General features: G+C 21.9%; 28 protein-coding genes and 3 tRNA genes. 5 read left to right on the forward strand and 26 right to left on the reverse strand.

Features of this window, described 5'->3' with window-relative positions; translation table 11 throughout:
* Both H0H36_RS02930 and trxB read right to left on the reverse strand, forming a co-directional pair.
* A complete protein-coding gene (locus tag H0H36_RS02930; RefSeq protein WP_185869589.1) occupies positions 1-1,440 on the reverse strand; it encodes a glycine--tRNA ligase in 1,440 nt (479 codons plus the stop codon).
* Between the two features lie 11 nt (positions 1,441-1,451).
* Positions 1,452-2,396 carry a thioredoxin-disulfide reductase gene (gene trxB / locus H0H36_RS02935; RefSeq protein WP_185869590.1) on the reverse strand — a complete coding sequence of 315 codons (945 nt, stop codon included), beginning with the start codon at positions 2,394-2,396 and terminating at the stop codon, positions 1,452-1,454.
* Positions 2,397-2,432: 36 nt separating this feature from the next.
* On the opposite strand from trxB, the gene H0H36_RS02940 reads away from it, so the two are divergent.
* A complete protein-coding gene (locus H0H36_RS02940; protein WP_185869591.1) occupies positions 2,433-2,867 on the forward strand; it encodes a type I restriction enzyme HsdR N-terminal domain-containing protein in 435 nt (144 codons plus the stop codon).
* Between the two features lies 1 nt (position 2,868).
* Here the strand turns inward: H0H36_RS02940 and gap are convergent, their stop codons facing one another.
* From gap to fabZ, 6 genes are all read right to left on the reverse strand, one after another.
* Positions 2,869-3,888 (reverse strand): type I glyceraldehyde-3-phosphate dehydrogenase, encoded by a 1,020-nt coding sequence (gene gap / locus H0H36_RS02945; protein ID WP_185869592.1) that lies wholly within the window; start codon positions 3,886-3,888, stop codon positions 2,869-2,871.
* Positions 3,889-3,918: 30 nt separating this feature from the next.
* Positions 3,919-5,709, reverse strand: a complete 1,791-nt coding sequence (lepA, locus tag H0H36_RS02950; RefSeq protein WP_185869922.1) for a translation elongation factor 4 — start codon at positions 5,707-5,709, stop codon at positions 3,919-3,921.
* A 42-nt stretch (positions 5,710-5,751) separates the two neighbouring features.
* Positions 5,752-5,824 (reverse strand) — tRNA-Arg (locus H0H36_RS02955).
* 2 nt (positions 5,825-5,826) lie between these two features.
* Complete coding sequence (pth, locus tag H0H36_RS02960; RefSeq protein ID WP_185869593.1) at positions 5,827-6,402, reverse strand: aminoacyl-tRNA hydrolase; 576 nt, start codon at positions 6,400-6,402, stop codon at positions 5,827-5,829.
* A gap of 25 nt (positions 6,403-6,427) precedes the next feature.
* Complete coding sequence (gene sucD / locus H0H36_RS02965; RefSeq protein ID WP_185869594.1) at positions 6,428-7,306, reverse strand: succinate--CoA ligase subunit alpha; 879 nt, start codon at positions 7,304-7,306, stop codon at positions 6,428-6,430.
* A 184-nt stretch (positions 7,307-7,490) separates the two neighbouring features.
* Positions 7,491-8,786: a 3-hydroxyacyl-ACP dehydratase FabZ gene (gene fabZ / locus H0H36_RS02970; RefSeq protein ID WP_185869595.1), complete on the reverse strand. Its 1,296-nt coding sequence runs from the start codon at positions 8,784-8,786 to the stop codon at positions 7,491-7,493.
* Between the two features lie 184 nt (positions 8,787-8,970).
* Here fabZ and rpmH point away from each other — a divergent pair, with 184 nt between their 5' ends.
* A complete protein-coding gene (gene rpmH / locus H0H36_RS02975) occupies positions 8,971-9,120 on the forward strand; it encodes a 50S ribosomal protein L34 (protein WP_185869596.1) in 150 nt (49 codons plus the stop codon).
* Between the two features lie 6 nt (positions 9,121-9,126).
* Here rpmH and H0H36_RS02980 read toward each other — a convergent pair whose 3' ends face one another.
* Positions 9,127-10,287, reverse strand: coding sequence for a M14 family zinc carboxypeptidase (locus H0H36_RS02980; protein WP_185869597.1), 1,161 nt, complete (start codon positions 10,285-10,287; stop codon positions 9,127-9,129).
* Positions 10,288-10,489: 202 nt separating this feature from the next.
* Between H0H36_RS02980 and H0H36_RS02985 the strand changes: the two genes are divergently transcribed.
* A complete protein-coding gene (locus tag H0H36_RS02985; RefSeq protein ID WP_185869598.1) occupies positions 10,490-11,302 on the forward strand; it encodes a CPBP family intramembrane glutamic endopeptidase in 813 nt (270 codons plus the stop codon).
* Between the two features lie 351 nt (positions 11,303-11,653).
* Complete coding sequence (locus H0H36_RS02990; protein WP_185869599.1) at positions 11,654-12,571, forward strand: ribonuclease Z; 918 nt, start codon at positions 11,654-11,656, stop codon at positions 12,569-12,571.
* Here H0H36_RS02990 and H0H36_RS02995 read toward each other — a convergent pair.
* Both H0H36_RS02995 and H0H36_RS03000 read right to left on the reverse strand, forming a co-directional pair.
* Positions 12,566-13,765 (reverse strand): ABC transporter permease, encoded by a 1,200-nt coding sequence (locus H0H36_RS02995; protein ID WP_185869600.1) that lies wholly within the window; start codon positions 13,763-13,765, stop codon positions 12,566-12,568. The genes H0H36_RS02990 and H0H36_RS02995 overlap by 6 nt on opposite strands.
* Positions 13,766-13,770: 5 nt before the next feature.
* Complete coding sequence (locus H0H36_RS03000) at positions 13,771-14,121, reverse strand: ribosome-binding factor A (RefSeq protein ID WP_185869601.1); 351 nt, start codon at positions 14,119-14,121, stop codon at positions 13,771-13,773.
* 44 nt (positions 14,122-14,165) lie between these two features.
* Between H0H36_RS03000 and H0H36_RS03005 the strand changes: the two genes are divergently transcribed.
* Positions 14,166-14,239: transfer RNA gene (locus H0H36_RS03005), tRNA-Ile, on the forward strand.
* A 9-nt stretch (positions 14,240-14,248) separates the two neighbouring features.
* Here H0H36_RS03005 and H0H36_RS03010 read toward each other — a convergent pair.
* From H0H36_RS03010 to H0H36_RS03080, 15 genes are all read right to left on the reverse strand, one after another.
* Positions 14,249-14,324 (reverse strand) — tRNA-Arg (locus tag H0H36_RS03010).
* Between the two features lie 10 nt (positions 14,325-14,334).
* Positions 14,335-14,589, reverse strand: coding sequence for a 50S ribosomal protein L27 (rpmA, locus tag H0H36_RS03015; protein WP_185869602.1), 255 nt, complete (start codon positions 14,587-14,589; stop codon positions 14,335-14,337).
* A complete protein-coding gene (gene rplU / locus H0H36_RS03020; RefSeq protein ID WP_185869603.1) occupies positions 14,579-14,905 on the reverse strand; it encodes a 50S ribosomal protein L21 in 327 nt (108 codons plus the stop codon). Before rplU ends, rpmA begins: the two co-directional genes overlap by 11 nt.
* 4 nt (positions 14,906-14,909) lie before the next feature.
* Entirely contained in the window at positions 14,910-16,148 is a 1,239-nt protein-coding gene (locus H0H36_RS03025) for an aminotransferase class V-fold PLP-dependent enzyme (protein ID WP_185869604.1), read from the reverse strand.
* Between the two features lie 2 nt (positions 16,149-16,150).
* Complete coding sequence (gene sufD, locus H0H36_RS03030) at positions 16,151-17,449, reverse strand: Fe-S cluster assembly protein SufD (protein WP_185869605.1); 1,299 nt, start codon at positions 17,447-17,449, stop codon at positions 16,151-16,153.
* Positions 17,450-17,479: 30 nt separating this feature from the next.
* Positions 17,480-18,223, reverse strand: coding sequence for a Fe-S cluster assembly ATPase SufC (gene sufC / locus H0H36_RS03035; protein WP_185869606.1), 744 nt, complete (start codon positions 18,221-18,223; stop codon positions 17,480-17,482).
* Between the two features lie 17 nt (positions 18,224-18,240).
* Entirely contained in the window at positions 18,241-19,680 is a 1,440-nt protein-coding gene (sufB, locus tag H0H36_RS03040) for a Fe-S cluster assembly protein SufB (RefSeq protein WP_185869607.1), read from the reverse strand.
* An 8-nt stretch (positions 19,681-19,688) separates the two neighbouring features.
* The gene (locus tag H0H36_RS03045; RefSeq protein WP_185869608.1) at positions 19,689-20,018 is read right to left on the reverse strand and encodes a HesB/IscA family protein; all 330 of its coding nucleotides are present in this window, start codon (positions 20,016-20,018) and stop codon (positions 19,689-19,691) included.
* Between the two features lie 60 nt (positions 20,019-20,078).
* Positions 20,079-20,600, reverse strand: a complete 522-nt coding sequence (locus tag H0H36_RS03050; protein WP_185869609.1) for a DUF192 domain-containing protein — start codon at positions 20,598-20,600, stop codon at positions 20,079-20,081.
* Positions 20,600-21,475, reverse strand: a complete 876-nt coding sequence (gene lgt, locus H0H36_RS03055) for a prolipoprotein diacylglyceryl transferase (protein ID WP_185869610.1) — start codon at positions 21,473-21,475, stop codon at positions 20,600-20,602. The genes H0H36_RS03050 and lgt overlap by 1 nt, the downstream gene beginning before the upstream one ends.
* Before the next feature lie 8 nt (positions 21,476-21,483).
* Positions 21,484-21,702: a membrane protein insertion efficiency factor YidD gene (gene yidD / locus H0H36_RS03060; protein WP_185869611.1), complete on the reverse strand. Its 219-nt coding sequence runs from the start codon at positions 21,700-21,702 to the stop codon at positions 21,484-21,486.
* 23 nt (positions 21,703-21,725) lie between these two features.
* A complete protein-coding gene (locus H0H36_RS03065) occupies positions 21,726-23,984 on the reverse strand; it encodes an aconitate hydratase (RefSeq protein ID WP_185869612.1) in 2,259 nt (752 codons plus the stop codon).
* Positions 23,985-23,994: 10 nt separating this feature from the next.
* Positions 23,995-24,762, reverse strand: coding sequence for an alpha/beta fold hydrolase (locus tag H0H36_RS03070; RefSeq protein WP_185869613.1), 768 nt, complete (start codon positions 24,760-24,762; stop codon positions 23,995-23,997).
* The gene (locus tag H0H36_RS03075) at positions 24,746-25,474 is read right to left on the reverse strand and encodes a pyridoxine 5'-phosphate synthase (protein WP_185869614.1); all 729 of its coding nucleotides are present in this window, start codon (positions 25,472-25,474) and stop codon (positions 24,746-24,748) included. The genes H0H36_RS03070 and H0H36_RS03075 overlap by 17 nt, the downstream gene beginning before the upstream one ends.
* A 2-nt stretch (positions 25,475-25,476) precedes the next feature.
* Positions 25,477-26,757, reverse strand: a complete 1,281-nt coding sequence (locus H0H36_RS03080) for a mechanosensitive ion channel family protein (RefSeq protein ID WP_185869615.1) — start codon at positions 26,755-26,757, stop codon at positions 25,477-25,479.
* Positions 26,758-26,918 lie beyond the last annotated feature (161 nt).

Raw genomic sequence — 26,918 nt, forward strand, 5'->3', positions numbered from 1 at the left:
TTATATAAAACGAGATAATTTTTTTAAAATATTTATCAATCCAGTTTTTTGTTCTATTATTTTTGATATTTCTTTTACATGAATTCTTTTCTGTTCCATAGTATCTCTATATCTTACAGTTACTGTATCTGTTTCTATCGTTTTATAATCTACAGTAAAACAAAGAGGGGTTCCTATAGCATCTTGTCTACGATATAATTTACCAATAGATTCTTTTTGATCATAAATTAATCTATGATTAATTTTTATATCATTAAATATTTTTTTAGCAATTTCAGGAATACCTTTTTTTTTAACTAAAGGAAATATAGCTGCTTTTATTGGTGATAAGCAATAAGGAATTTTTAGAACTGTGCGAACACTACCATTTTCCAATTTTTCTTCTTTAAGAGAAGAAGCTAATATAGCTAAAAAAATACGATCTAATCCTAAAGAAGTTTCTATTACATAAGGAATGTAATTTTTTTTAGTTTCATAAACTCTTAATTTTTTTCCTGAAAACAATTCATGATTTTTTAAATCAAAATCTTTACGAGAATGTATTCCTTCTATCTCTTTGAATCCAAAAGGAAAATTAAATTCTATATCTGTTCCTGCACTAGCATAATGAGCTAAATGTTTATGTTGATATAATTTATATTTTTTAATTCCTAAATTTAACATTAAATGCCATTTTAAACGGATTTTTTTCCAATATTCATACCATTTATTTTCTTCCTCAGGAAGAATAAAAAATTGCATTTCCATTTGTTCAAACTCTCGCATTCTAAATATAAATTTTCTTGCAAAAAATTCATTTCTAAATGATTTTCCTATCTGAGCAATACCAAATGGTATTTTCATTCTGTTAGATTTTTTAACGTTATGAAAATTAGAAAATATACCCTGTGCTGTTTCTGGACGAAGATATAAATCTTTTTCATTTTCTATTTTAAACATCATATTAAAATAACGAATTTTTGTCCAATTATTTGTTTTACAGATAGGATCAAGAATATTTAATTCTTCAATTATAGTTTTTATATCTAAAAAATCTTTTTTTTCTAAAGATTTAGATAAACGAAATAATATTTCTTTTTTTTTTTTAGAATTTTTTGTAAATTTTCTTTCTACATATTCTTTAATTAAAAAATCTGGTTTATATCTTTTTTTAGAATCTTTATTATCAATTAGTAATTCGTTAAATTTATTAACATGTCCTGATGCTTTCCAAATATCAGAATGCATAAGTATAGAAGAATCTATACCTATTATATTTTCATGAAGTTGAGTCATTGATTTCCACCAATATTTTTTGATATTATTTTTCAATTCTACTCCATATTGTCCGTAATCATAAACAGCATTTATACCTCCATAAATTTCACTAGAAGGAAAAATGAAGCCATAATTTTTAGCATGAGAAACTAAAAAATCAAAAAAACGATTATTTTCTATCATTTAATAATTTTTTATAATAAAGACAAATATTTTTCTAAATCCAATGCGGCCATACAACCAGTTCCTGCAGAAGTTATAGCTTGACGATAAATAGGGTCCTGTACATCTCCAGCAGCAAAAACTCCTGGTATACTAGTTATAGTAGTCCCTTTATTAACAATAATATATCCTCTTTCATCTAAATTTAACTGATTTTTAAAAATATATGTATTAGGTATATGACCTATTGCAATAAATAATCCACTAATAGATATAGTATTAATAGTTTTATTTTTATGATTAACGACTATAATTTTTTCTAAAAAATGATCTCCAATAATTTGTTTAACATTAGAACAAAATAGAATAATTACATTCTTTTTTTTTAAAATACGATTTTGTAATATTTTGGATGCTATAAAATAATTTTTTCTAACTATTAAATAAACTTTTTTACAAATATTTGATAAATAATTAGCATCTTCTAATGCTGTATCTCCTCCTCCTATTACAGCTACATTTTTTTCTTTATGAAAAAAACCATCACAAGTAGCACAAAAAGAAATTCCTAATCCCATAAATTTTTTTTCTTTATCTATACCTAAATATTTAGGACTAGAACCTGTAGCAATAATTAAACCTCTACTTTTAAAAAAATGTTTTTCTTCTAAAATAATATGATGTATTCCTCCTTTTTTATTAGATAAAATAACTTTAACAACGGATTTATTTACTATTATAGTGTTAAAACGTTCCGCTTGTTTTTTACATTTTTCCATAAAATATTTTCCACTAATACCTATTGGAAATCCCAAATAATTATCAATATTATTTGTAGTAGTTAATTGTCCTCCTGGTTGATTACCTTCAATAATAATAGGATTTAAATCATATCTTGCAGCATAAATAGCTGCAGAATAACCAGATGGTCCTGAACCAATAATAATACAATTATATATTTTTTCATTCAAAGACATAATGAATTTTTTTCGTATTATAGTTTAAAATTATTTATGTATTCTTTAAATTTATTTATAAAAAAATATTTATACATAAAAAAAATAAAAAATAATGTACTTATATTTTGTATAATTAGAAAAAAATTCTATTCATTTACTCATGAAGAAGTAATACGACAATATATAATTTTTTTACTAAAAAAGGTAAAAAATTATAAAAACTCAAATATATGGGTTGAATATCCTTTAATAATAAATAAATTATCTAAAAGAATAGATATATTAGTTATATATAATAAAAAACCACATATTATTATTGAATGTAAAGCTCCAAAAAAATCTATAACACAAAAAACTTTTGATCAAATATCTTTATATAATCAAGTTATAAAAGCCCCATTTTTAATGATAAGTAATGGGTTGAAAAATTTTATTTTTAAAGTTAACAAATACAAAAAAAAATTTTTTTTTATAAAAAAAATACCATAAATTATTTAGAAATAGAATGCATATATTCTATAATATCTAATAATTTATTAGAATATCCAAATTCATTATCATACCATGAAATAATTTTCAAAAAATTAGGACTTAACATGATGCTAGAACCAGCATCAAAAATTGAAATTCTTTTATCTCCTATAAAATCTGTTGAAACTACTGATTCTTCTGTATATCCTAATATATCTTTTAATGTAGTTTCAGATGCTTTTTTCATATAGTATTTAATTTTATCATAATTAGTACTATTTTTTAAATAAACAGTAAAATCTAATACAGATACATCTGATATAGGAACTCTAAAAGCCATTCCTGTTAACTTTCCATTTAAACTTGGAATTATTTTACCTACTGCATTAGCAGCACCTGTAGATGATGGTATAATATTAACTAATGATGATCTACCAGCTTTCCAATCTTTATAAGAAATAGAATCTACTACTTTTTGAGTAGCTGTAGAAGCATGTATAGTAGTCATTAAACCTTCTAATATTCCAAAATTATCATTCAATACTTTAACAATTGGAGATAAACAATTTGTAGTACAAGATGCATTAGATATAATAATATCATCTTTTTTCATATTTTTATGGTTTACACCCATTACAAACATAGGAATATCATCCTCTTTAGGAGGAGCGGATAAAATAACTTTTTTTGCTCCTGATTTTAAATGACCATAAGCTAATTCTTTTGTTAAAAAAAGACCAGTAGATTCTACTACATATTCTATATTTAAATTTCCCCAATTTATTTTACCAGGATCTTTTTCATTAGTAACTTTAATACGTTTTTCATTATTTAATACTAAATAATTTGTATTTTCAATACGAATATCACCATTGAATTTACCATGAACTGAATCATATTTTAATATATAAGCTAAATATTCTATAGAAGCTAAATCATTTATAGATACTATTTCTATATTATTTTTACGACTTAATGCAGATAATAAAACAATTTTACCTATTCTACCTACACCATTTATTCCTATTTTAATAGACATACAAAATGATTTTTAATTTAATTTATAAAATTAGTTTTTAACTTTTAAAAGTGTCATGAAAGCAGATGATGGTATTTCTACTTTTCCTATTTGACGCATTTTTTTCTTTCCTTTTTTTTGTTTCTCTAAAAGTTTTCTTTTCCTTGTTATATCTCCTCCATAACATTTATCTGTTACATTTTTTCTAAAAGCTTTAATTGTTTCTCTTGCTATAATTTTTCCAGATACAGAAACCTGTATAGGTATATTAAATTGATGTTTTGGAATTAATAAAGCTAATTCTTTACATATTTTTTTTGCTAAAAAAAAAGCCTTTTTTTTATGAGATAAAATAGATAAAGATTCTATTTTTTCATAATTTATGAAAACAGTAATTTTTTTTAAATCTGAATTTCTATACCCAATAAAATTATAATCAAAAGAAGCGTATCCTCTAGATACTGTTTTTAACTTATCATAAAAATCAAATATAATTTCAGATAAAGGCATTTCAAATGTAATTTTTATTCTACCTGAAGTTAAATAATGTTGATCTTCTATTATAACTCCACGTTTTTCAATACATAAAGACATTATATTTCCTATGTAAATATCTTTAGTAATAATAGAAATTAAAACATAAGGTTCTTCTATTTTTTTTAATTTATACATTTCTGGAAAATCAGAAGGATTATTTATTAATAAAGTTTTATTATTTTTTTTATATAATTTATAGGAAACATTAGGAATTGTAATAATTATAGAAATTCCATATTCTCTTTCTAATCTATCTTTAACTACTTCCATATGAAGTAATCCTAAAAAACCACAATGAAATCCAAATCCTAAAACAGGAGAAGATTCAGTTGTAAAAGAAAAAGCAGCATCATTTAACTGTAATTTTTCTATAGAAGAACGTAATTCTTCATATTTATCAGAATTTATTGGATAAATACTAGAGAAAACCATAGGTTTTGCCTCATCAATTTTTTCTATTGCTTTTATTGCTGGATTATTAGCATCTGTAATCGTATCTCCAACTTTTACTTCGTAAGTATTTTTTATACCAGAAACTACATATCCAACATCACCTGTATCAATTATTTTTTTAGAAATACGTTTTAACTTAAGAATTCCTATATCATAAGCATTATAAACTTTTCCTGTAGACATAAATCTCAATTTTTGTCCTTTTTTTATACTTCCATTTTTTATTCTAAAAAAAGCTTCTATTCCTGTAAATGGATTATATAAAGAATCAAAAATAAAAGCTTGTAATGGAGCTTTAGGATCCCCTTTTGGAGCAGGTATACATGTAACAATTTTATTTAAAATATTTTTAATTCCTAATCCTATTTTAGCGCTAACAGGAATAATATCTTCCATTTTACATTTTACTAATTCCATTATTTCTTCCATTACTTCTTCAGGAATAGAATCTAATAAATCAATTTTATTCAAAACTGGAATAATTACAAGATTTTTCTTTAACGCTAAAGAAAGATTAGATATAGTTTGAGCTTGCACACTTTTAGTACAATCTACAACTAATAGAGCTCCTTCACAAGCTGCTATAGAACGTGAAACTTCATAAGAAAAATCTACGTGTCCTGGTGTATCTATTAAATTAAGAGTATATGTTTTATTTTTATATTGATATTTCATTTGAACAGCGTGACTTTTAATAGTTATTCCACGTTCTTTTTCTAAATCCATATCATCTAATAATTGATTATGTTCACCTTCAGAAACTGTTTTTGTTAATTCTAATAATCGATCTGCTAATGTACTTTTTCCATGATCTATGTGTGCAATAATGCAAAAATTACGAATGTAATTAATCATAATAAATTATTGATTATTTTTTAAGTTAAAAATAAAACATAACCTTGAAGGGATTTGAACCCCTACCATAGGTATCGGAATCCTATATTCTATCCAATTAAACTACAAGGTCTACTAAAAATTATTTTTATTGAATAAGTTCATTGTTTGTTCCAATCCATTTGTAATAAAAGAAAATATTATTTGTATTCCTATATCTAATCTAGAAAACAAATAATCTATTTCTTTAATTTTCCAATTACTTAATACATAATCTATTTTTTCTTTTTTTTCTTTATTATTTTTAATACCAAAACGAAGTCGTGCATAATGTGATGTATTTATTTCCTTTTCTATGCTTTTCAATCCATTATGACCTCCACTTCCTCCTTTTCCTTTTAAACGAAAATTACCAAAATTGAGATAAATATCATCAGATATTATAAGAATATTTTTTAATAATATTTTTTCTTTTATCATCCAATACTTAACAGCTATACCACTATTATTAACATAAGTATAAGGCTTTAAAAAAAAAAGTTGTTTTTTTTTATTATAATTAAATTCTGAAATAAAACCTAATTTTTTTTTTGAAAAAGAAAGATAATATTTCTTTACAATTTTATCTAATACTAAAAAACCAAGATTATGTCTTGTTTTTTGATATAAATTTCCAGGATTTCCTAATCCTGTTATTAAAAATTTTTCCATTTTAAAAAAATAATGATTATTTTAATTAACCAATAGTTTCGTAAACTTTCATTCCTATATCAGCAGGAGATTTTACTATATGTATACCATTTTTTTCCATTATACTCATTTTAACTTGTGCTGTTTCTATTTTTTTTTCTATAATAGCTCCAGCATGTCCCATTGTTTTCCCTTTTGGAGCAGTTTGTCCTGCTATAAATCCTATTATTGGTTTTTTATTTTTTTGATTATTTATCCATTCTACAGCATCAATTTCTAATTTTCCTCCTATTTCTCCTATCATCACAATACATTCTGTTTCTGAATCTTTCAAAAATAATTCTATAAGTTCTTTTATATTCATTCCAATAATTGAATCTCCTCCTATACCAACAGCCGTAGAAATACCATAACCAAATTTAACTATTTGATCTGCTGCTTCATAAGTAAGAGTCCCTGATCTAGAAATTATTCCTATCTTTCCCTTTTTATTAAAAACAGAATTAGGCATAATTCCTACTTTTGCTTTTTTAGGAGAAATAACACCAGGACAATTAGGACCAATTAAACGAGATTTTTTATTTTTTTTTAAAAAATGTTTAATTTTAATTGCATCGGAAACTGGAATTCCCTCTGTAATACAAATTATTAATTCAATATTCATATAAGCAGATTCTAAAATAGCGTCTGAAGCAAAAATAGAAGGAACAAATATGACGCTTACATTAGCTTCTGTATTATTTATAGCTTCTTCTACCGTATTAAAAATAGGAATTCCTAAACAAAAACTACCACCTTTACCTGGGGTAATACCTCCTACAATGTTAGTTCCATAATTAATCATTTGTTCAGTATGGAATAACCCTTCTTTTCCTGTTAAACCCTGTACAATAACTTTAACATTATTATCTATCAAAATACTCATAATATTTAATTTTTATAAATAATCTATTTTATACAATAAAAACTAATAATTTTTATTTTTAATACAGAAAATATTAAAAATATTTATTTTCTAATATCTATAAAAATTATATTCTATTTTAACTTTTTTAAGTTTATATTTTTTTTAAAATTTTATATATTTTTATTACATTTAAAATTAAAATTTATAGAAATTTATTATTATTATTTTTTACAATTTTTGCTATTACTTCTGCCTCTACTACAAGTTTATTATTTACGAAACCTTTACCATGCATATGAACAATTCCTCTTCTTATAGATGATAATAAATAAACTATAAAAATAATAATATCTCCAGGAACTATTTTATGTTTGAATTTAACTTTATCTATTTTCAATAAATAAGTAGAATACAATTTAGGATTACTAAGTTTATTTAGAACAAGAATTCCTCCAACTTGAGCTATTGCTTCTATTTGCAACACTCCAGGCATTATTGGTTCATTTGGAAAATGACCTATAAAAAAATACTCGTTCATTGTTACATTTTTAACTCCTATTACACAATTTTCTGTTAAATCTATAATTTTGTCAACTAAAAGAAATGGAGGTTTATGAGGTAAAATTTTCATAATACTTTTTATATCGAAAATAGGTTTTCTTGTTAAATCAAACTTAGGAAGTTCATTTTTTTTAAATGTTTGTATTCTTTTTATTAATTCTTTTAAAAATTGTATTATGATACAATTATTTGGATTATAAAAAATTAATTTTCCTTTTAATTTATATCCTATTAAAGTTAAAAATCCTATAATATCTAAAAGAATATGTTTTGCAATTTCATTGGATTCTTGACAAGAAAATGTAGAATGTTCAAAAGAACAATTTATATTTATAGTTTTGTATTTTTCATAAATACAAAAAACTTTTGAAGTTGCTATTTTTTTTTGAAATTGATTTAAATTTTTTAAAATGGCGTTTTGTGTATTAATAAATTTCGATTGAAAATCAATTATTGTTATTATTTCTAATTTTTTAGAAGGTAAAGCTATAATTTCTCTTCCTGTTTTTTTATTTTCTAAAGATATAATATCTGTTATAGAATAATATTTTCTACTTGCATTTTGTTCTATAATTCCTACTTTTTCAATAGCTTCTACAAAATGTTTAGAAGATCCATCCATTATAGGAATTTCAATATTATCTAATTCTATAATAACATTATCTAAATCCATTCCAGTAAGAGCAGCGAGAAGATGTTCAACAGTATATATTTTTAATTTATCATTTCCTAAAATAAGACCTTCATTTATTCTTTCTTTTAAAAAAGAAGAAAAATGTACCTTAATACAAGGTTTTTCTTTTATATCTGTTCTAACAAAAATAAATCCTGTATGTTCTGGTGCTGGTTTAAAAGTTATTGTTATTTTTTTTTCAGTATATAAACCAAATCCTTTTAAGGATATTTTTTTTGCAATAGTTTTTTGCTTATCAAGCATATATTTTTATAGAAAATGAGTTTTTAAATATTAAAAAATAAAAAACTTTATGTAATTTACACTATAGCATTACAGTAAACATGAATTTTTCAAAACGTATCGCTTTGTTTTTTATAGGTTTTACTATTGGTATTTTAATTTTATTATTTTTTTCTTATAATACACCTAATACACCTTAAATTAGATGAAAAGAACATATCAACCTTCTAATAGAAAAAAAGTTAATGTTCATGGATTCATGAAACGTATGAACACAAAAAGTGGTCGTATTATTTTATCTAGAAGAAGAAAAAAAAGAAGAAAAAGATTAGCAGTTTTTAATTATAAAAAATAATTTATATTATATTAAATTAAAATATTCTATATCTCCAATTTCTGGAAATTTTTTACCTTTTTTTCCACAAAATTTTTTTCCTAAAGAAATATTTTCTTCGTAAGAAAAAAAATTAGATAAATCACCTATATCGACTATTTTTGAAAAAACATTAACATCCTTTTTATCATAAAAAAATTTTTCAAAATTCATTAAACCTATATCTACTAAAAAATTTTTTTTATTTTTTTGTATTTGAACTTTTCTATAGATTTTATCTAATAAAATTTTTTTATTCTCTATAATAGAAAAATAAGATTTATAATTTTTTTCTATTATATTTTTTTGAGAAGCAAAAAAATAAATACCTGCAAGAATAGATAAAGTTTTATATTTTCTAATTATTTCTTTTTTAAAATCTTTCATATAATTTCCTGCTTCAAAAAGTACACAAGGATAACCTAATTGTTGCAAAACATCTCCAGTTGCAGTAGGATATAATTCATCTGAATATCTTCCTATAGATCCAATATTAGGTAATACTTTTTGTAATTCTTTTACTATAAAATATATAACTTCCATAGATTTTATTCTGCTAATAGAATAAATATTTCCTTTTATAGAAGGAGATAGGAAAGATAATATTGCCGGATTAAAAAATTTACTTCCTACATTATAAATACTTCTTTGATCGTGTAAATTAAATAATATATGAGGTTTATTTTTATCTATTTCTTGAAATAATATTTGTATTTCTGGAGATTGTAAACTAATAGCATCTCTATTTAAATCAATATTTATAGCATTTCTTCTTTTATATTTTTCAGATCCATCAGGATTTAACATTGGTATAAACATAATAGTTAATTTTTTAAAAAAAAAATTAACTATTTCTTCATTATTTTTTTTTAAAAAATGAAGAATATCAAACATAGATTTTGTACCTGTAGTTTCATTTCCATGCATTTGAGACCAAATAAATATTTTTTTTTCTCCTATTCCCCATTTAATTTTAAATATTTTTCTTTTTTCTATAGATAATCCTACAGGAATAATAGAACATATATTTTGATATTTATCTATTATTTTTAATAATTTAGAATATTTAAATATTTTATAAGGTTTAATATCTTTATCTTTAAAAAGATCATAATTTTTAAATAAATATTTAATATCAAAAAGAGACATAATAATTTCAAAATTTTTAATTTTTTTATATAAATTCTATAGTTTATTTTTAATAAAATTGTTTTATCTTTTATCTTTTTATATTTAATTTAACTGTTAAAAACAATAACAATACATGATATTTTTTATATTAACATCAAAAATTTATATTCAATGAAAATAAGTATTTATTTTTTTAGAAGACGAATTTTTAATATTTATTATGAAGAATTATTTTAAAATAAATTATATAGAATCAATTTTATTAATAGTAGGATTTATAGTTTTAAATCTTTTTAATGTCATTTTTAGAAAATTATTGATTTCTATTAATTTACCTGAAAGTATGATGTTTTCAATATCGTACACTATTCCTTTTATTTTTTTATTTATTTTCATTTCTCATCAAGCTCAAAAAAAAAATCTTTTTATAGATTTGACTATGAAGTTATCTCCATGGTATTTTTATATTGTGATGTTTTTTATGATGTTATGTATGATCGTTGTCAATGAATATTTATCTTCATTAGTTCCAAGAGATGGGCCTATATTAGGTAATATGTATAAAGAAATTGAAGAATTTTTAAAAGAAGAAATAAAAACACCAATACCTTTTTTTTCTACTACAGTATTATTAGCACCTATATGTGAAGAAGTTCTTTTTAGAGGTATAATTTTAAATGGAATGTTAAAAAATAAAATTCACCCTATTAAAGCTATTTTATTTTCTTCATTTTTATTTGGATTAACTCATATGAATCCATGGCAATTTGTAGGAGGATTTATTATTGGAAGTTTTATTGGATTTATTTATTTTATAACAACTTCTATTATAGATTGTATATTATTACATGTATTTAATAATGCTTTTGCTATATTTACTATGTTTTTTTTTATGAAAAATGAAGAAATTATTTCACAAGAAATAACTGTTAATTTTTGGATTATTTTAATAATAATTTTTACTACAATTATATCCGGTTCTATTTTTCTTTTTAAAAAAAGAAAAAAAATATTTTTAAATAAAAAAAAATAAAATATTTTTAATAATTAACTCTTTTTTTTGAAGATTATGGATTCAAAGTAGAATATATAAATAGAGAACTTGTTATTTATTCTTAATATATATTACAACAACAAAAAAATATTGATCATATTCAAAAATTACTTTTGAATATGATCAAATATTCTACAAGAATATTATTGTAATTACATGCAACTAACAAAAATGGGTTTGTATGGATTTATATATGGTCCTATATTGATTCTAAAAAACTACAAATATAGTTTATATGAAATGACTATTTCTAAAAAAATAAAATAAGTCATAGAATAAAATCTTTTTTAAAAAATTTGTAAAGTTCATAAATAATAGAAATTTTTAATAATGAAAAAATCTTCAATAACTATTTTGGGATGTCATTCTTCTATACCTACAAATAAATTTTATCCTACTGCTCAAATATTAGAAATGAAAGGTTTTTATTTTCTTATTGATTGTGGAGAAGGAACTCAAGTTCAATTAAGAAAAGCAAAAATAAAATTGAACAAAATAATACATATATTTATATCCCATTTACATGGAGATCATTTTTTTGGATTAATAGGATTATTATCTACATTTCATTTATTGGGTAGAGAAAAATCAGTAAGTATTTTTGCTCCAAAAGGATTAAAAGAAATTATTGATGTTCATTTTAAATGGTCTTATACTAAGCTTAAATATTATATAGACCACATTGAATTATCATCCAATAAAATAGAAAAAATAATGGATAATAAAAAAATAGAAATTTTTTCAATACCATTAAAACATAGAATTTATACTAATGGATTTATTTTCAAAGAAAAACCTAATAGTAGAAAATTAAACATGGAAGAAATTAAAAAAATTTCTGATATAAAAATTAAAGATTTAAAAAACATAAAATTAGGAAAAGATTTCAAAACAAATAATGGAAAAATAATACCTAATTACAAATTAACATTTGATCCTCCAAAAATATTATCTTATGCTTTTTGCTCAGATACCTCTTTTTATTTACCTATAATAGAACATATCAAATATGTTGATTTATTATATCACGAATCTACATTTTTAAAAATAGAAGAAAACAGAGCTATTAATACAGGACATTCTACTGCAAAACAAGCTGCTTGTATAGCTAAAAAAGCTAAAGTTAAAAAATTATTATTAGGTCATTATTCAAATAGATTTCCTAATATTAAAGATTTTGAAAAAGAGGCTAAAGAAATATTTTTTAATGTAGAAGCTTCAGAACCTCTTAAAACATATTTTTTATAAAATCATACTATTCATTTTTTTAGAAGAAAAAAAAGATATAATTATTCCTAATATCAAAATAAAAAATGTAGTCATATAAAAATCTACTATTGTTATTTTTATAGGAAAAGGAGTTTCCATATCTATATAAAATATTTTATATGAATTTTGTATTAAAGATATTACTATAGAAAAGAACATACCAATAAACCATCCAATAAAAGTAATTAATAATCCTATGCAAAAGGATATTCTCTTAATTTTATATAAAGGATATCCTATATACCAAAATGTATGGAATTCTTCTTTTTTATCCAATTGCAAAACAAAAATAGAATTAAATAAATTAAATCCAGTAATTAGTGTCATTAAAATAAATAAAAAATAAATAAATATTTTTTCTGTATTAATTATTTTATAAAAATATTTTTCTTTTTCTAAAGAAGTTACAATATTAAAATTAGGTCCAAATATATTCATCAACCTTTTTTTTATATTATAAATATTTTTTTTTTCAAAAATTTTTATTTCTAATATATTGATTATCTTTTTTTTTATTGCTTTTTGAATTTCATATAATTCACAAAACAAATATTTTTTATCTATTTCTTTATTAAACCAAAAAATACCTTTTATAAAAAATTTTTTTTTAATAATAAAAGGAATAAAAATATTTCCTTTTTTTTTTTCAGAAAAAATAAGTATTCTATAAGAATAATTATTTTTTATTTGTAATAATATTGGAATATATGGTTCTATAAAAAAACTATCTACATATAAATTGATATGATCATAATCTTTATTATTATTTTTTTTTAATTCTATTTTTTTAAATTTCCCCATTATTTTTTCATATTTTTTATCTATACCTTTTAAATAAAAAAAATATTCCTTATTATTATAATATAAACAAACGGGTTTTTCTAAACTTTTAGAAAAAGCTTTTATTTCTTTTATTTGTTTTATTTTTTTTATAACCTTTTCATCTATAAAAAAATCTTTCTTCTTTAAAGAAGAAATAGTAATATCAGGGTAATCTCTATTATAAAAATTTTTAGTCAAATTTTCTAATCCAGAAAACACAAATAAAATAGTAGACATAGAAAATGTAGAAACAGAAAAAGATAAAATAGATAAAAAAACAATTAAATTAACAAGACTTGTTTTTTTTTTAGATAAAAAATAACGTTTTGCTATGTAGAAAGAATTTTTCAAAAAAATTATTTTTTTAAAATTTGGTCTTTTACTATTTCACAAAAATCTAATTTTGGAATTTTATTAATACGATATCTAAGTCTTTTAAAAAGTTTTTTTCTGTAAAAATTAGATTTAGAACGAATAAAATATAAAATATCTTTTTTAAAAAAAGGATATATATTTATATATACTTTTATTATATTTATATTAGTGTTAATAGATACTTTAATTAAAGTAATTAAAAATTTTGTTCTATTTTTTTGTTTTATATTTATATTATTAGTTTCCTCATTTAGAATTTCTGCTATTTCTGTATAAAATATTGAAGATATTTTTTTATTTTTAATATTTTTAATATTTTTAATGAAATTCATTATTTTTTTACAGTTTATTAAATTATATTGATACTCAATTTATAGGTCCCATAGCTCAGTTGGTTAGAGCACCTGACTCATAATCAGGAAGTCGCTGGTTCAAATCCAGCTGGGACCATTTATAATGTAACTGGGGAGGGATTCGAACCCACAACTTACAGTTTAGGAAACTGTTGTTCTTATCCTATTTGAACTACCCAGTCTTTGTATTTTTTAAATTGAAATAATAGAAACAATTGATCTATTTTTTTTTACTTTTCTAAAATGTACATATCCATTTTTTATAGCATATAAAGTGTGATCTTTTCCTATACCTACATTTCTTCCAGGATGATGTTTAGTTCCACGTTGACGAACTATAATATTTCCAGAATGTACATATTGATCCCCATATATTTTTACTCCTAATCTTCTACCTATGGAATCTCTTCCATTTCTAGAACTTCCTGATCCTTTTTTATGAGCCATTTTTAATTTTTATTGAAATTACTTGAATTTTTGTTAAAAATGGTCTAAATCCATTTTTAACTTTATATCCTTTTCTTCTTTTTTTTTTAAAAATAATAATTTTTTTACCTTTTATATGTTCTAATATTTTTACTTGAACGTTTACATCCTTTAAAAAAGGATCTCCTATTTTAATAGATCCATCTTCATAAAAAAATAAAACTTCATTTAAAAAAATTTTTTCTTTTAAATTAATAGAAATATGCGGAACATAAACATACTTATTCTCAGTAAGTTTTAATTGTTTTCCTTGTATATTAACAATAGCGTAATTCATTTTTTTAATACTTCAATAATAATTTTCTTGCTTTTAAAATTCCTTCTAATAAATAATCTATTTCTTTAAAAGTATTATACACAGAAAAACTAACACGAATCATTCCAGAAACTTTAAAAAAGTTCATTAAAGGTTGTGCACATAAATGTCCTGTACGAACAGCAATTCCTAAACGATCTAAAACACTTCCTACATCAAAACAATGTAATTTTTTTAAATTAAAAGAAATAATTCCGGATCTTATAGAAGGATTTTCTATTTCTCCATAAAATTGAATTTCATCAATAGAACTTAAACATTTTATAGCATACATTACTAGTTTTTTTTTATAAGATTGAATATTTGATATTCCTATTTTTTCAACAAAATCTATAGCAGATCCCCAAACTACTATTCCTTCTATATTTGGAGTTCCAGCTTCAAATTTAAAAGGTAAATCAGAATAAGTTGTTTTTTTAAAACTTACATTTTTAATCATTTCACCTCCAAATTGATAAGGATAAATACGATTTAATATTTCTTTTTTTCCATATAAAACTCCAACTCCAGTAGGTCCATACATTTTATGTGCAGAAAAAGCATAAAAATCTGCATTTAAATCTTGCATATCTAAATCTAAATTAGATGGAACTTGAGCTCCATCAATTAAAACTAAAGCTCCATATTTATGAGCTTTTTCTATAATATATTTTATAGGATTAACTATTCCCAAAACATTAGATATATGAGTAACAGATACTATTTTTGTTTTTTCAGAAATTAATAATTCAAAATCTTTTAATTTTAAAAATCCATTTTTTTGAATAGGAATTATTTTTAAAATAGCTCTTTTTTTTTCACAAAGAATTTGCCATGGAACAATATTAGAATGATGCTCTACGTAAGAAATAATAATTTCATCTCCTTTTTTTATCAAAAATCTAACACTAGAAGATACTAAATTAATAGATTCTGTAGTTCCTTTTGTAAATATAATTTCTGAAGGATATTTTGCATGAATAAATTTTTGAATTTTTTTTCTTACATTTTCTACATAAATGGTTGCTTCTTTACTAAGAAAATATGTTCCACGATGTATATTAGAATTTATTTTAGAATAATAATATTGAGAAGCTTTAATTACTTGTAAAGGTTTTTGAGTTGTAGCTGCGTTATCTATATAAACTAAAGGATTAGAATATATTTTCTTTTTTAAAATTGGAAATTCATTCCTTATTTTTTGTATTTTTTCTTTTGAAAACATAATTATTTATCTAATTTTTCTTTTATTTTTTTATAGATAAATTTTTTCAATTTTAAAATATTAATAGATTTCAATATTTCTTCTAATAAAGAAAGCAATAATAATATTTTACTATTTTTTTCAGGTATTCCTCTTGATTGAAGATAAAATAATTCAGATTCTTGAATATTTCCTATAGTACATCCATGTGAACATTTTACATTATTAGAATAAATTTCTAACTGTGGTTTAGTATACATATATGCTTCATCAGAAAGAACAATATTATTATTTTTTTGAAAAGCATTTACTTTTTTTATAGATTTATTAATTATTATTTTTCCATTAAAAATACCTTTAGATTTTCTACATAAAATATTTTTATATAGTTGATAACTATATGTATTTGAATATGAATGTTTTATTAAAGTTTGATTATCTAAAAATTGTTTTCCTGAAAGAAGAGAAATTCCATATAAATAAGAATAAGTTTTTTCTCCACAAGAATAAAAATTTAAATTATTTTTAATTTTATCTCCTTTAAAAGAGAAAGTATACATATTACATATACTATTTTTTTTTTGTTTTAAAAAAGTATTATCTATCATAGAAGTTTTAAATAAATCATCTTGAATCTTATAATAATCAATTTTACTGTTATTTAAAGCATAAATTTCAGTTGCAGTATTTATAAAAGATGAATGTTTTTTTAAAGATTTATGATGTTCAATGATCTTGACATGAGAACCTTCTCCTACTATAATTAAATTTCTTGTATTTAACATTATATTTGATTCTATACCTGTAGAAATATGTAATATTTCTATAGGTACATTCACAATAACATTATTAGGTATATAAATATATACACTATCTCTTGAAAATAATGTATTTAAAGTATAAAATATATTATACTTATATGATAATTTATCATAATAAATTTTAATGATATCTTCTTTTTGTGAAGATATATTTGATAATATTATATTTTTTGTATCTACATTTAAATGAGAAAAATAAGAATTATATTCACCATCTATAAAAATAAATAGAATAGATTTTTTATTTTTTATAAAAATTAATTTTTCTATCTCTTCATATTTTATATTTTCTTTTTTTTTATTAAAAAAAATATGGTAATCTTGATAGAAGATGTAATTAATATCTTTATAATTATTTTTTTTTTCAATAAAAGAAAATCCTTTTTTTTTTAAAAATAAATCAATATGTTTTTGTTGTAATAAAAAAATATGAGAATTTTTTTCTTTTATAAAAAATTTTTTTTCTGAGATTAATAAATTTATTTCGTCTTTTAATTGCATTGAATTTGCATTAAATTTTATGAATAATTTTTATTTTTTAATCCAATCATATCCTTCTTTTTCTAGCTTTTCAGCTAATTTATGGTTTCCTGATTTAATGATTTTTCCATCATACAAAACATGTATTGTATAATCTGAAATAATATAATCTAATAATCTCTTATAATGAGTAATAATTAATATAGAATTTTTTTTATTTTTAAAAGAATTAATTCCTTTAGAAACTATACGTAAAGCATCTATATCTAAACCAGAATCAACTTCATCTAGTATAGACAATAAAGGATTTAACATCATCATTTGAAATATTTCATTCTTTTTTTTTTCTCCTCCTGAGAATCCATCATTTAAATGTCTATAAAGAAAGTTTTTTTCAATATTTAATAAACTGGATTTTTCCTTTATTGATGAAAGCATTTCTTTAGCTGACATTTTTTTCATATTTTTTTTCTTACGAATAAAATTTATAGCTGTTTTAATAAAATTAATAACGGAAATTCCTGGTATTTCTATTGGATGTTGAAAAGAAAGAAATATTCCTAAATGAGCACGTTTTTCAGGTGAAAAATTTATTATATCTTTATCAAAAAAATAAATACAACCTTCATTAATATCGTATTCTTTTTTACCAGCTATTATAGAAGCAAGAGTACTTTTTCCAGAACCATTAGGACCCATAATAACATGAGTTTCACCTTCATTAATTTTTAAATTAATTCCTTTAAGAACTTTTTTACTTCCTATAGAAACATGTAAATTTTTTATATTCAACATAAATTTTAATTTTTCTGTCATCCAACGGATCCTTCTAAAGAAATTTCTAAAAGTTTTTGTGCTTCTACCGCAAATTCCATAGGTAATTTTTTTAATACTTCATTACTAAAACCGTTAACTATTAAAGAAATAGCTTTATCTGTATCTATTCCTCTTTGATTACAATAAAAAATTTGATCTTTTCCTATTTTTGAAGTAGTAGCTTCATGTTCTATTTTAGATGTTGAATTGCATACATGAATATATGGAAAGGTGTGTGCTCCACATTGATCACCTATCAATAAAGAATCACATTGAGAAAAATTACGAGAATTAATAGCTTTAGAAAATATTTTTACTAAACCTCTATAACTATTTTGAGCTTTTCCAGTAGATACTCCTTTTGATATAATAACACTTTTAGTATTTTTTCCTATATGGATCATTTTTGTACCTGTATCTGCTTGTTGGAAATCTTTAGTTAAAGCTAAAGAATAAAACTCTCCAATTGAAAAATCTCCTTTTAAAATACAAGATGGATATTTCCACGTAATAGAAGAACCAGTTTCTACTTGTATCCAAGATATTTTTGCTTTTTTTTCACATAATCCACGTTTTGTTACAAAATTAAAAACTCCACCCTCTCCATTTTTATTTCCAGGAAACCAATTTTGAACAGTAGAATATTTTATTTCAGAATTTTCTAAAGCAATAATTTCTACAACAGCTGCATGTAATTGATTTTCTTTTCTTTGTGGTGCTGTACATCCTTCTAAATAACTAACATAAGAATTTTTATCTGCAATAATTAAAGTTCTTTCAAATTGACCTATACCACTTTCATTAATACGAAAATATGTTGATAATTCCATAGGACAACGTATTCCTTTTGGAATATAACAAAAAGAACCATCTGAAAAAACAGCTGAATTTAAAGCTGCATAAAAATTATCTTTTTTTGAAACAACTGATCCAAGATATTTTTTTACAAAAAATGGATATTTTTTTAAAGCTTCGTTAATAGAACAAAATATTATACCTTTTTCTTTTAATTTTTTTTGAAATGTAGTAGTTAATGATATTGAATCTAATACTATATCTGTAGCTACTCCTAAAGTATTTTTTGTTTCTATAGAAACACCTAATTTTTTAAATGTATTTATTAATTCTGGATCAACTTCTTTTAAGTTATTTAAATCTATTTTTTTTTTAGGTGCAGAATAATAACTTATATCTTGAAATTTTGGTATTTTATATTTTATATTAGCCCATTTAGGTGGTTTCATTTTCTTCCATATAGAATAAGATTCTAATCTCCATTCTAACATCCATTTTGGTTCATTTTTTTTTTCTGTTATTTTATGAATAATACTTTCATTTAAACCAATTGAAATTTTATCAGATTCTATTGGAGTATAAAATCCATATTTATATTCAGAATTAGTAAAATTTTCTAATGTTTTATTATTTTTTTCCATTATTTTTTTTATGATGAAAAACTTTTTCCACACCCACATGTATGTTTTGCTTTAGGATTATTAAAATAAAATCCTTTACCATTTAATCCATCTGAATATTCTAATGTTGTTCCTTCCAAATAAGGAAAACTATTTTCATCTACTAATATTTTCATTTTTTCATGTTTAAAAAGTTTGTCTTTTTTTTGTTTTTTATCATCAAAAGTAAGTTGATAAGACATTCCTGAACATCCTCCATCCTTTACTCCTAATCTAACAAAAGAAACATCCTGAGAAAGACCTTCCTCTTTCATAAGAGTAACTAACTTAGTTTTGGCTTTTTCAGATATAAATACCATAATACTTATTTTTTAATAAATTTAAAGTTAAATAAAAAGAAATAATATAATATCAAATATTTAAAAGTCCATAAAAATATTTGTAACTCCATTTTTAATACCCCATTTATCAGACATTCCAGCGTTAATTTCTAAAACATATTTTATTATTGTGGAATGTGAAAAATTAAAAATATCTATTTTTCTCATAGGACTAACAGATTTGTTTATAAAACAAACAGTATTAAATTGATTTATATAAATAATATCTATAGGAATTCGCATATTTTCCATATTTATTTTTTTATATTCTTCTTTTTGATTTAAAATGAATAACATTCCTTGATCCTCCTTTAAGGAAGATCTATATTTTAACCCATTTATTTTTTCTGTAGTTTTATAAGCTAATTCTATATCTATTTTTTTTATAATGGAATTTTTATTTTTCATATATAATTCTCCATATTTTATAAATTTAATATCCAATTGATTTCCTACATCTAAAAAAAAATCAGAATCATAATATATTCTTTCAGAGGAAAATATTAAAAAAGATATGATTGTAATAATGATTACAGAAAAATAAATATTCATTTTTTTCATTATGAAAAAAAATATTTTTTGATCCTTGATAAATTAAGAAGTAAAATTCCAAAAATGATAAAAGGTATACTAAGACATTGTCCTGTATTTAAATATAATAAATTTATAAACTCTATACCTTGTGGTTCTTTCATAAATTCTAGAAAAAAACGTGTGGACCAAAGTAAAATAAAAAATATTCCAGATAAAAATCCTTCATTAATTCTTTTTTTATAAAAAAAACAAAGTATTAAAAATATAAGTAAATAACTAATAGCTTCATATATTTGTGTAGGATGTCTGGGAACTAATTCCCCATATTCTGAATCCATTTGTACAAATTTTACTGCCCAAGGCCATTTTGTATTACATGGTTTACCTACAATTTCAGAATTAAAAAAATTTCCTATTCTAATAAAAACAGAAGCGATTGATACTGCAATACATAATCTATCACATAACCAAATGAAAGATTGTTTTTTTAATACTTTTTTACTATAAAATATAGTAGATATAATAATACCTATAGTAGCTCCATGACTAGATAAACCTCTATAACCAATAAATTCATAACCTTTAATAAAACCTAATAAAAAATGATTTCTATTTTCTTTTATAGGAAATAATGCTTCTATCCAATGATCAAAAAAATATGAAAAATCATAAAATAAAATTTGACCTAATCTTGCTCCTATAAGAGTTCCAAAAAAAATATATCCTAATAAAGGATCTAAATATTTTTTATTTACATTGTCTTTTTGATAAATAAATTTCATAATATACCATCCTAATAAAAAAGAAATGATAAACATTAGACTATAAATATGAACAGAATAACCTTTCCATAAAGAAAATTTATGAATTGGATCCCAATTAATATATTCTAATATTTTCATAAATAATTTTATTTAATAGGATCGTAACCTGATTTACCTAAAGGATGACATCCAATAATTCTTTTTAAACCTATATAAAAACCTTTAAATATTTTCCATTTTTTTATAGATAAAATCATATAATTAGAACAAGTAGGTATATATCTACAATTATAACCTATCCATGGAGATATCAATATTTGATATAGTTTTATAATTTTTATTATAAAAATTTGTGTAAAATTCATAATACATAAAATAAATTTATTATTTATTTATTTTTAATAAAATTTAAAGAAGAACCAGCTTTGAACCATTGTATTTGTCTTTCATTATAAGAATGTTGAACTACTATTTTTTCTTTACATCCATTATTATGAATAAGCTCTATATCAATGTTTTTTTCTGGTAAAAAATTTTTTATATAAAAATGTAATATATCATCCTCTTGAATTTTTTCATAATCAGAATATTTTAAAAAAGTTAAAGCTAAAATACCTTGTTTTTTTAAATTAGTTTCGTGTATTCTAGAAAAAGATTTAACAAGAACAATACGAACTCCTAAAAAACGAGGTTCCATAGCAGCATGTTCTCTTGAAGAACCTTCTCCATAATTTTCTTCTCCTACAATTAAAGTAGGTATATTTTTAAATTTGTAAAATTTAGCAGTATCAGGAATTGTTCCATAATTACCTTTTATTACATTTTTTATGTTATTTTTTTTATTATTAAAAGCATTAATTCCTTCTATTAATAAATTTTCAGAAATCTTTTCAAGATTACCTCTATATTTAAGCCATGGACCAGCCATTGAAATATGATCTGTAGTACATTTACCTTTAGTTTTAATTAAAAGTCTTACATTACATATATTTTTACCATTCCATGATGGAAATGGAGATAAGATTTGTAATCTTTTTGAATCTTTATTTATTATTATGGATAAATTTTTTTTATTTTTAGGAATTTCATATCCTAATTCTTCTGAACTAAAATTTTTTATTTTTTGTATATTTTTTATTATTTTTGGTTCTTCAAATTTAACGTATTCTCCTTTTTTATTTTTTAATACATCTTTTCTAGGGTCAAAAGTTAAATTACCGGAAAATACCAAAGCAGTAACAATTTCCGGAGAGGCAATAAAAGCATGAGTTTTTGGATTACCATCATTACGAGATGAAAAATTTCTATTAAAAGAATGAATAATTGTATTTTTTTTTTCATTTTTTATCATTCTAACCCATTGTCCAATACAAGGACCACATGCATTAGAAAAAATTTTAGCTCCTATATCTTTAAAATCAGATAAAAATCCTCTTTTTTTTATAAGATAAAATACTTTTTTAGATCCTGGTGTTACTAAATATTCAGAAGATATTTTTAATTTCTTTTTTTTTGCTTGTTTAATAATAGATATTGCTTTAGATAAATCTTCATAAGAAGAATTAGTACATGATCCAATTAATCCTACTTCTATTTTAATTGGCCAATTATTTTTTATAGCTTCTTCTTTCATTTTAGAAATAGGTGTAGCTTTATCCGGTGTAAAAGGTCCATTGATATATGGTTCTAAAGTATTTAAATTGATTTCTATTACTTTATCATAATATTTATATGGATTTTTATACACTTCTGTATCCGCTTTTAAAATATTTTTTATTTTTTCAGCCATTATAGATACTTCTTCTCTTCCATTTATATCTAAATAATTTTTCATTTGAATATCATAAGGAAATACAGAACCTGTAGCACCTATTTCAGCTCCCATATTACATATAGTAGCTTTTCCAACACAAGAAATATTATCTGTTCCTTCTCCAAAATATTCAATAATATAATTTTTAGCACCCGTGACTCCAATCATTCCAGATAATTTTAATATCAAATCTTTTGGAGAAACCCAACCATTCATTTTTCCTTTTAAATAAATTCCAATTATTTTTGGTAATTTTAATTCTAATGAAGAACCAGACATTACCTCAGCTGCATCACATCCTCCTATTCCTACAGCTAACATTCCTAATCCTCCAGCATTAGGAGTATGAGAATCAGTACCTATAATAATTCCTCCAGGAAATGCATAATTTTCTAAAATTACTTGATGAATAATTCCTGATCCAGGCCTCCAAAATCCTATTCCATATTTAAAAGATGCTGATTTTAAAAAATTATAAATTTCTTTATTTTCTTTTATAGCATTTTTTAAATCTATATCGGATCCTTCTTTAGCATTAATAAGATGATCACAATGAATAGTAGTTGGAATAGATGTTTTAGATTTTTCAGTTTGCATAAACTGAAGTAAAGTCATTTGAGCTGTGGCATCTTGCATAGCGATGCGATCAGGTAAAAGATTTATATAATAACTATTACTATTTAAATCTTTTTTTAAACTATCTATACTTAATAAATGAGAATATAAAATTTTTTCCGAATAAGTCATCGGATGATCTATTATATTTTTAACTCTTTCTATTTTTAATCTAAAATTAGAATAAAAATTTTGAATCATTTCAAGATCGAAAACCATATATTTATATTTAATTTAGAAAAATACATATTTCTTTATAAAAGTCTATGGGATTATCTATATGTATCCAATGATTTGCTTTTTTTATAGTTACAATTTTTGCATTTGGAAATAATTTTTTTATAGAATTAAAATCCTTATCAATTATATAATTAGAATATTCTCCACGTAAGAAAAGTGTAGGTCCATTAAATAAACCATTTTTTATTTCTTTACGAATTAAAAATTCATAATTTTTTTCTATTCCAAGTAAAAAAAAATTAAAATATAATTTTCCGTTTTTTTTTCTATGAGTACATTTTAAAAAAAAGGATCTAATTTTTATATCAGAAATTTTTTTTTTCAGAAAAAGATCAAGTGATTTTCTTGTTTTAATAATATTAAAATCTACTTTTTTTAAAATATGAATGATATTTTTTTGATCTATATCTATATAAGCTTTAGGACTAATATCTACAATTATAATTTTTTTAGGAATTAGAGGATATTTAATAGAAAAATACATAATGGCTCTTCCACCCATAGAATGTCCTAATAATATAGGATCATATAATTTATGATAATTTATGTAATCTAATATGTCTTTTGATATAATATCATAATCCATTTTTTCAGAAAAAATACTTTTTCCATGATTTCTAAGATCTAATAAATGTATTTTATAATTATCAGAAATTTTTTTTGCAAAAGTTATCCAATTTTCTCCATTACCAAATAATCCATGAAAAATTAAAATAGATTGTTTTTTTTCTCCAAAAATATTAGAATGCAGTACCATATTGAATTTTTTTTAAATAACATTGAATAGTATTTTCTAATCCCATATATATAGCTTCACTAATCAAAGCATGTCCTATTGATACTTCTACTATACTAGGTATATTTTTGATTAAAAAATAAATATTATCTAAATTTAGATCATGTCCAGCATTAATAAGTAAATGATGATTAATAGCTTTTTTTGCAGTTTCAATATAAGGTATTATACAATCCAATTCATTGTTATTATATCCTATAGAAAAATTACCAGTATATAATTCTATTCTATCTGTTCCTGTTTTTGCTGCATATGAAACTAATTTTGGATTAGGATCTAAAAAAATAGAAGTTCTAATTCCATGATCTTTTAATTTTTTAATTTTTTTAGTTAAAAAATTTAAATATACAATTGTATTCCATCCTTTATTAGAAGTTATAACATTTTCTGAATCAGGAACTAAAGTTACCTGATAAGGATTTACGTCTAATACTAATTTCATAAAATTATCACTTGGAAATCCTTCAATATTTAATTGAATTGTTCTTATAGAACTCAAATTATAAACATCTTGATATGTTATATGTCTAGCATCAGGGCGTGGATGTACAGTTATACTATGACATCCAAATTTTTTTACATCTATAGCTGTTTGCATAAGATTTGGTATTTTACCACCTCTTGCATTCCTTAATGTTGCTATTTTATTTAAATTAACACTTAATTTTGTCATTTTTAAAAAAAATCTTTTTTAGTAACTTGTGTTACTTCTAAATTAAATTCTTTAGCTGCTGTTAATAAATGATCAAAAACGCTAGCTTGTATTTGTTCATATTTTATGGATTCAGAAGTATTTGTAAAACAATATAATTCTACAGGTAATCCGTAAGGAGTAGTTTCTAAATGTCTAACCATTAAAGTCTCTGATTGTGATATTCTAGGATGTTGGTATAAATATTCTAATGCATATTGACGAAAAAGACCTATATTAGTTAGTCTTCTACCATTTAGATTTATACTAATATCAATATTTTTTTCTTTATTAAAAATATCTATTTCTTTTTGTTTTTTTTGAATATAATTTTTTATCAAATAAACATGCTTAAATTTGATCAATTTATCTGAATTACAAAAATGAAAAGATTGTATATTAAATAATATAGATCTTTTTATTCTACGTATATTCTTTTGTCTCATAACTTCGAAATTAGTTACAGCTGTAGAAATTAAATCATAAGTAGGTACACTAGTTATAGTTTTATCAAAATTTTCTATTTTTGCTGAAGTTAAATTGATTTCTATAACTTTTCCTTCTATATTATATTTATGTATTCCAATCCAATCCCCTACTTTAATCATTTTTGTAGAAGCCATTTGTACTCCAGAAACAAATCCAAGAATAGTATTTTTAAATACTAACATAACAACAGCTGTTATAGCTCCTAGACTAGTTAAAACTGTAATCAAATCATTTTTTGTAAGGATAGCAATAATAACTAAAACACAAAATATAATAGATATTATTTTTAATAATTGAGAAAAAGAACGAACAGCTATTGTTTGATGATTGTTTTCACTAGTAGCTATTCTCATAATAGAGTTTACTACTCTAATTAAAAATTGTAATACTATTAAAACAAATAATATATCAAATATTTTTTCTAAATAAATAATTATAGATTTATAATTTTTAAAAAATGGCTCAATTAAAATAAATCCAATAGATAATGGAAAAAAATGAGCTAAACTATCAAAAACTTTATTTTCATATAATATATCATCCCAAATAAAATGAGTAGAACTTACTATTCTTTTTGCTATAAAACGAACTCCTTTATTGAAAATAAATTCTAAAATTATTAACATTATTGTAAAAAGAAACATTTTTATAATAATAATAAGAGTTATGGACCCCCATTTTTTCCAATCTAAATTATGAGCAAAATCATAAATTCCTTGAATTTGAAAAAATTTTATTGATATTTTCGTAAAAATTTTATAATATATTTTATACATAGACAAAATCCTTTTATATCTGAACGTCAGTTTTAGTATAAGTTATTTTCAATAATTTTATTTTTATTTATGTTTTGTAGATTGGATAATATAATAGATATTGAATTTATTTATGTTTGAAAGATAAAAAATTTTAATTCAATTTTTAAATTTTAAATTTT

Source organism: Blattabacterium cuenoti (assembly GCF_014252395.1).
Lineage (GTDB): Bacteria > Bacteroidota > Bacteroidia > Flavobacteriales > Blattabacteriaceae > Blattabacterium > Blattabacterium cuenoti_AA.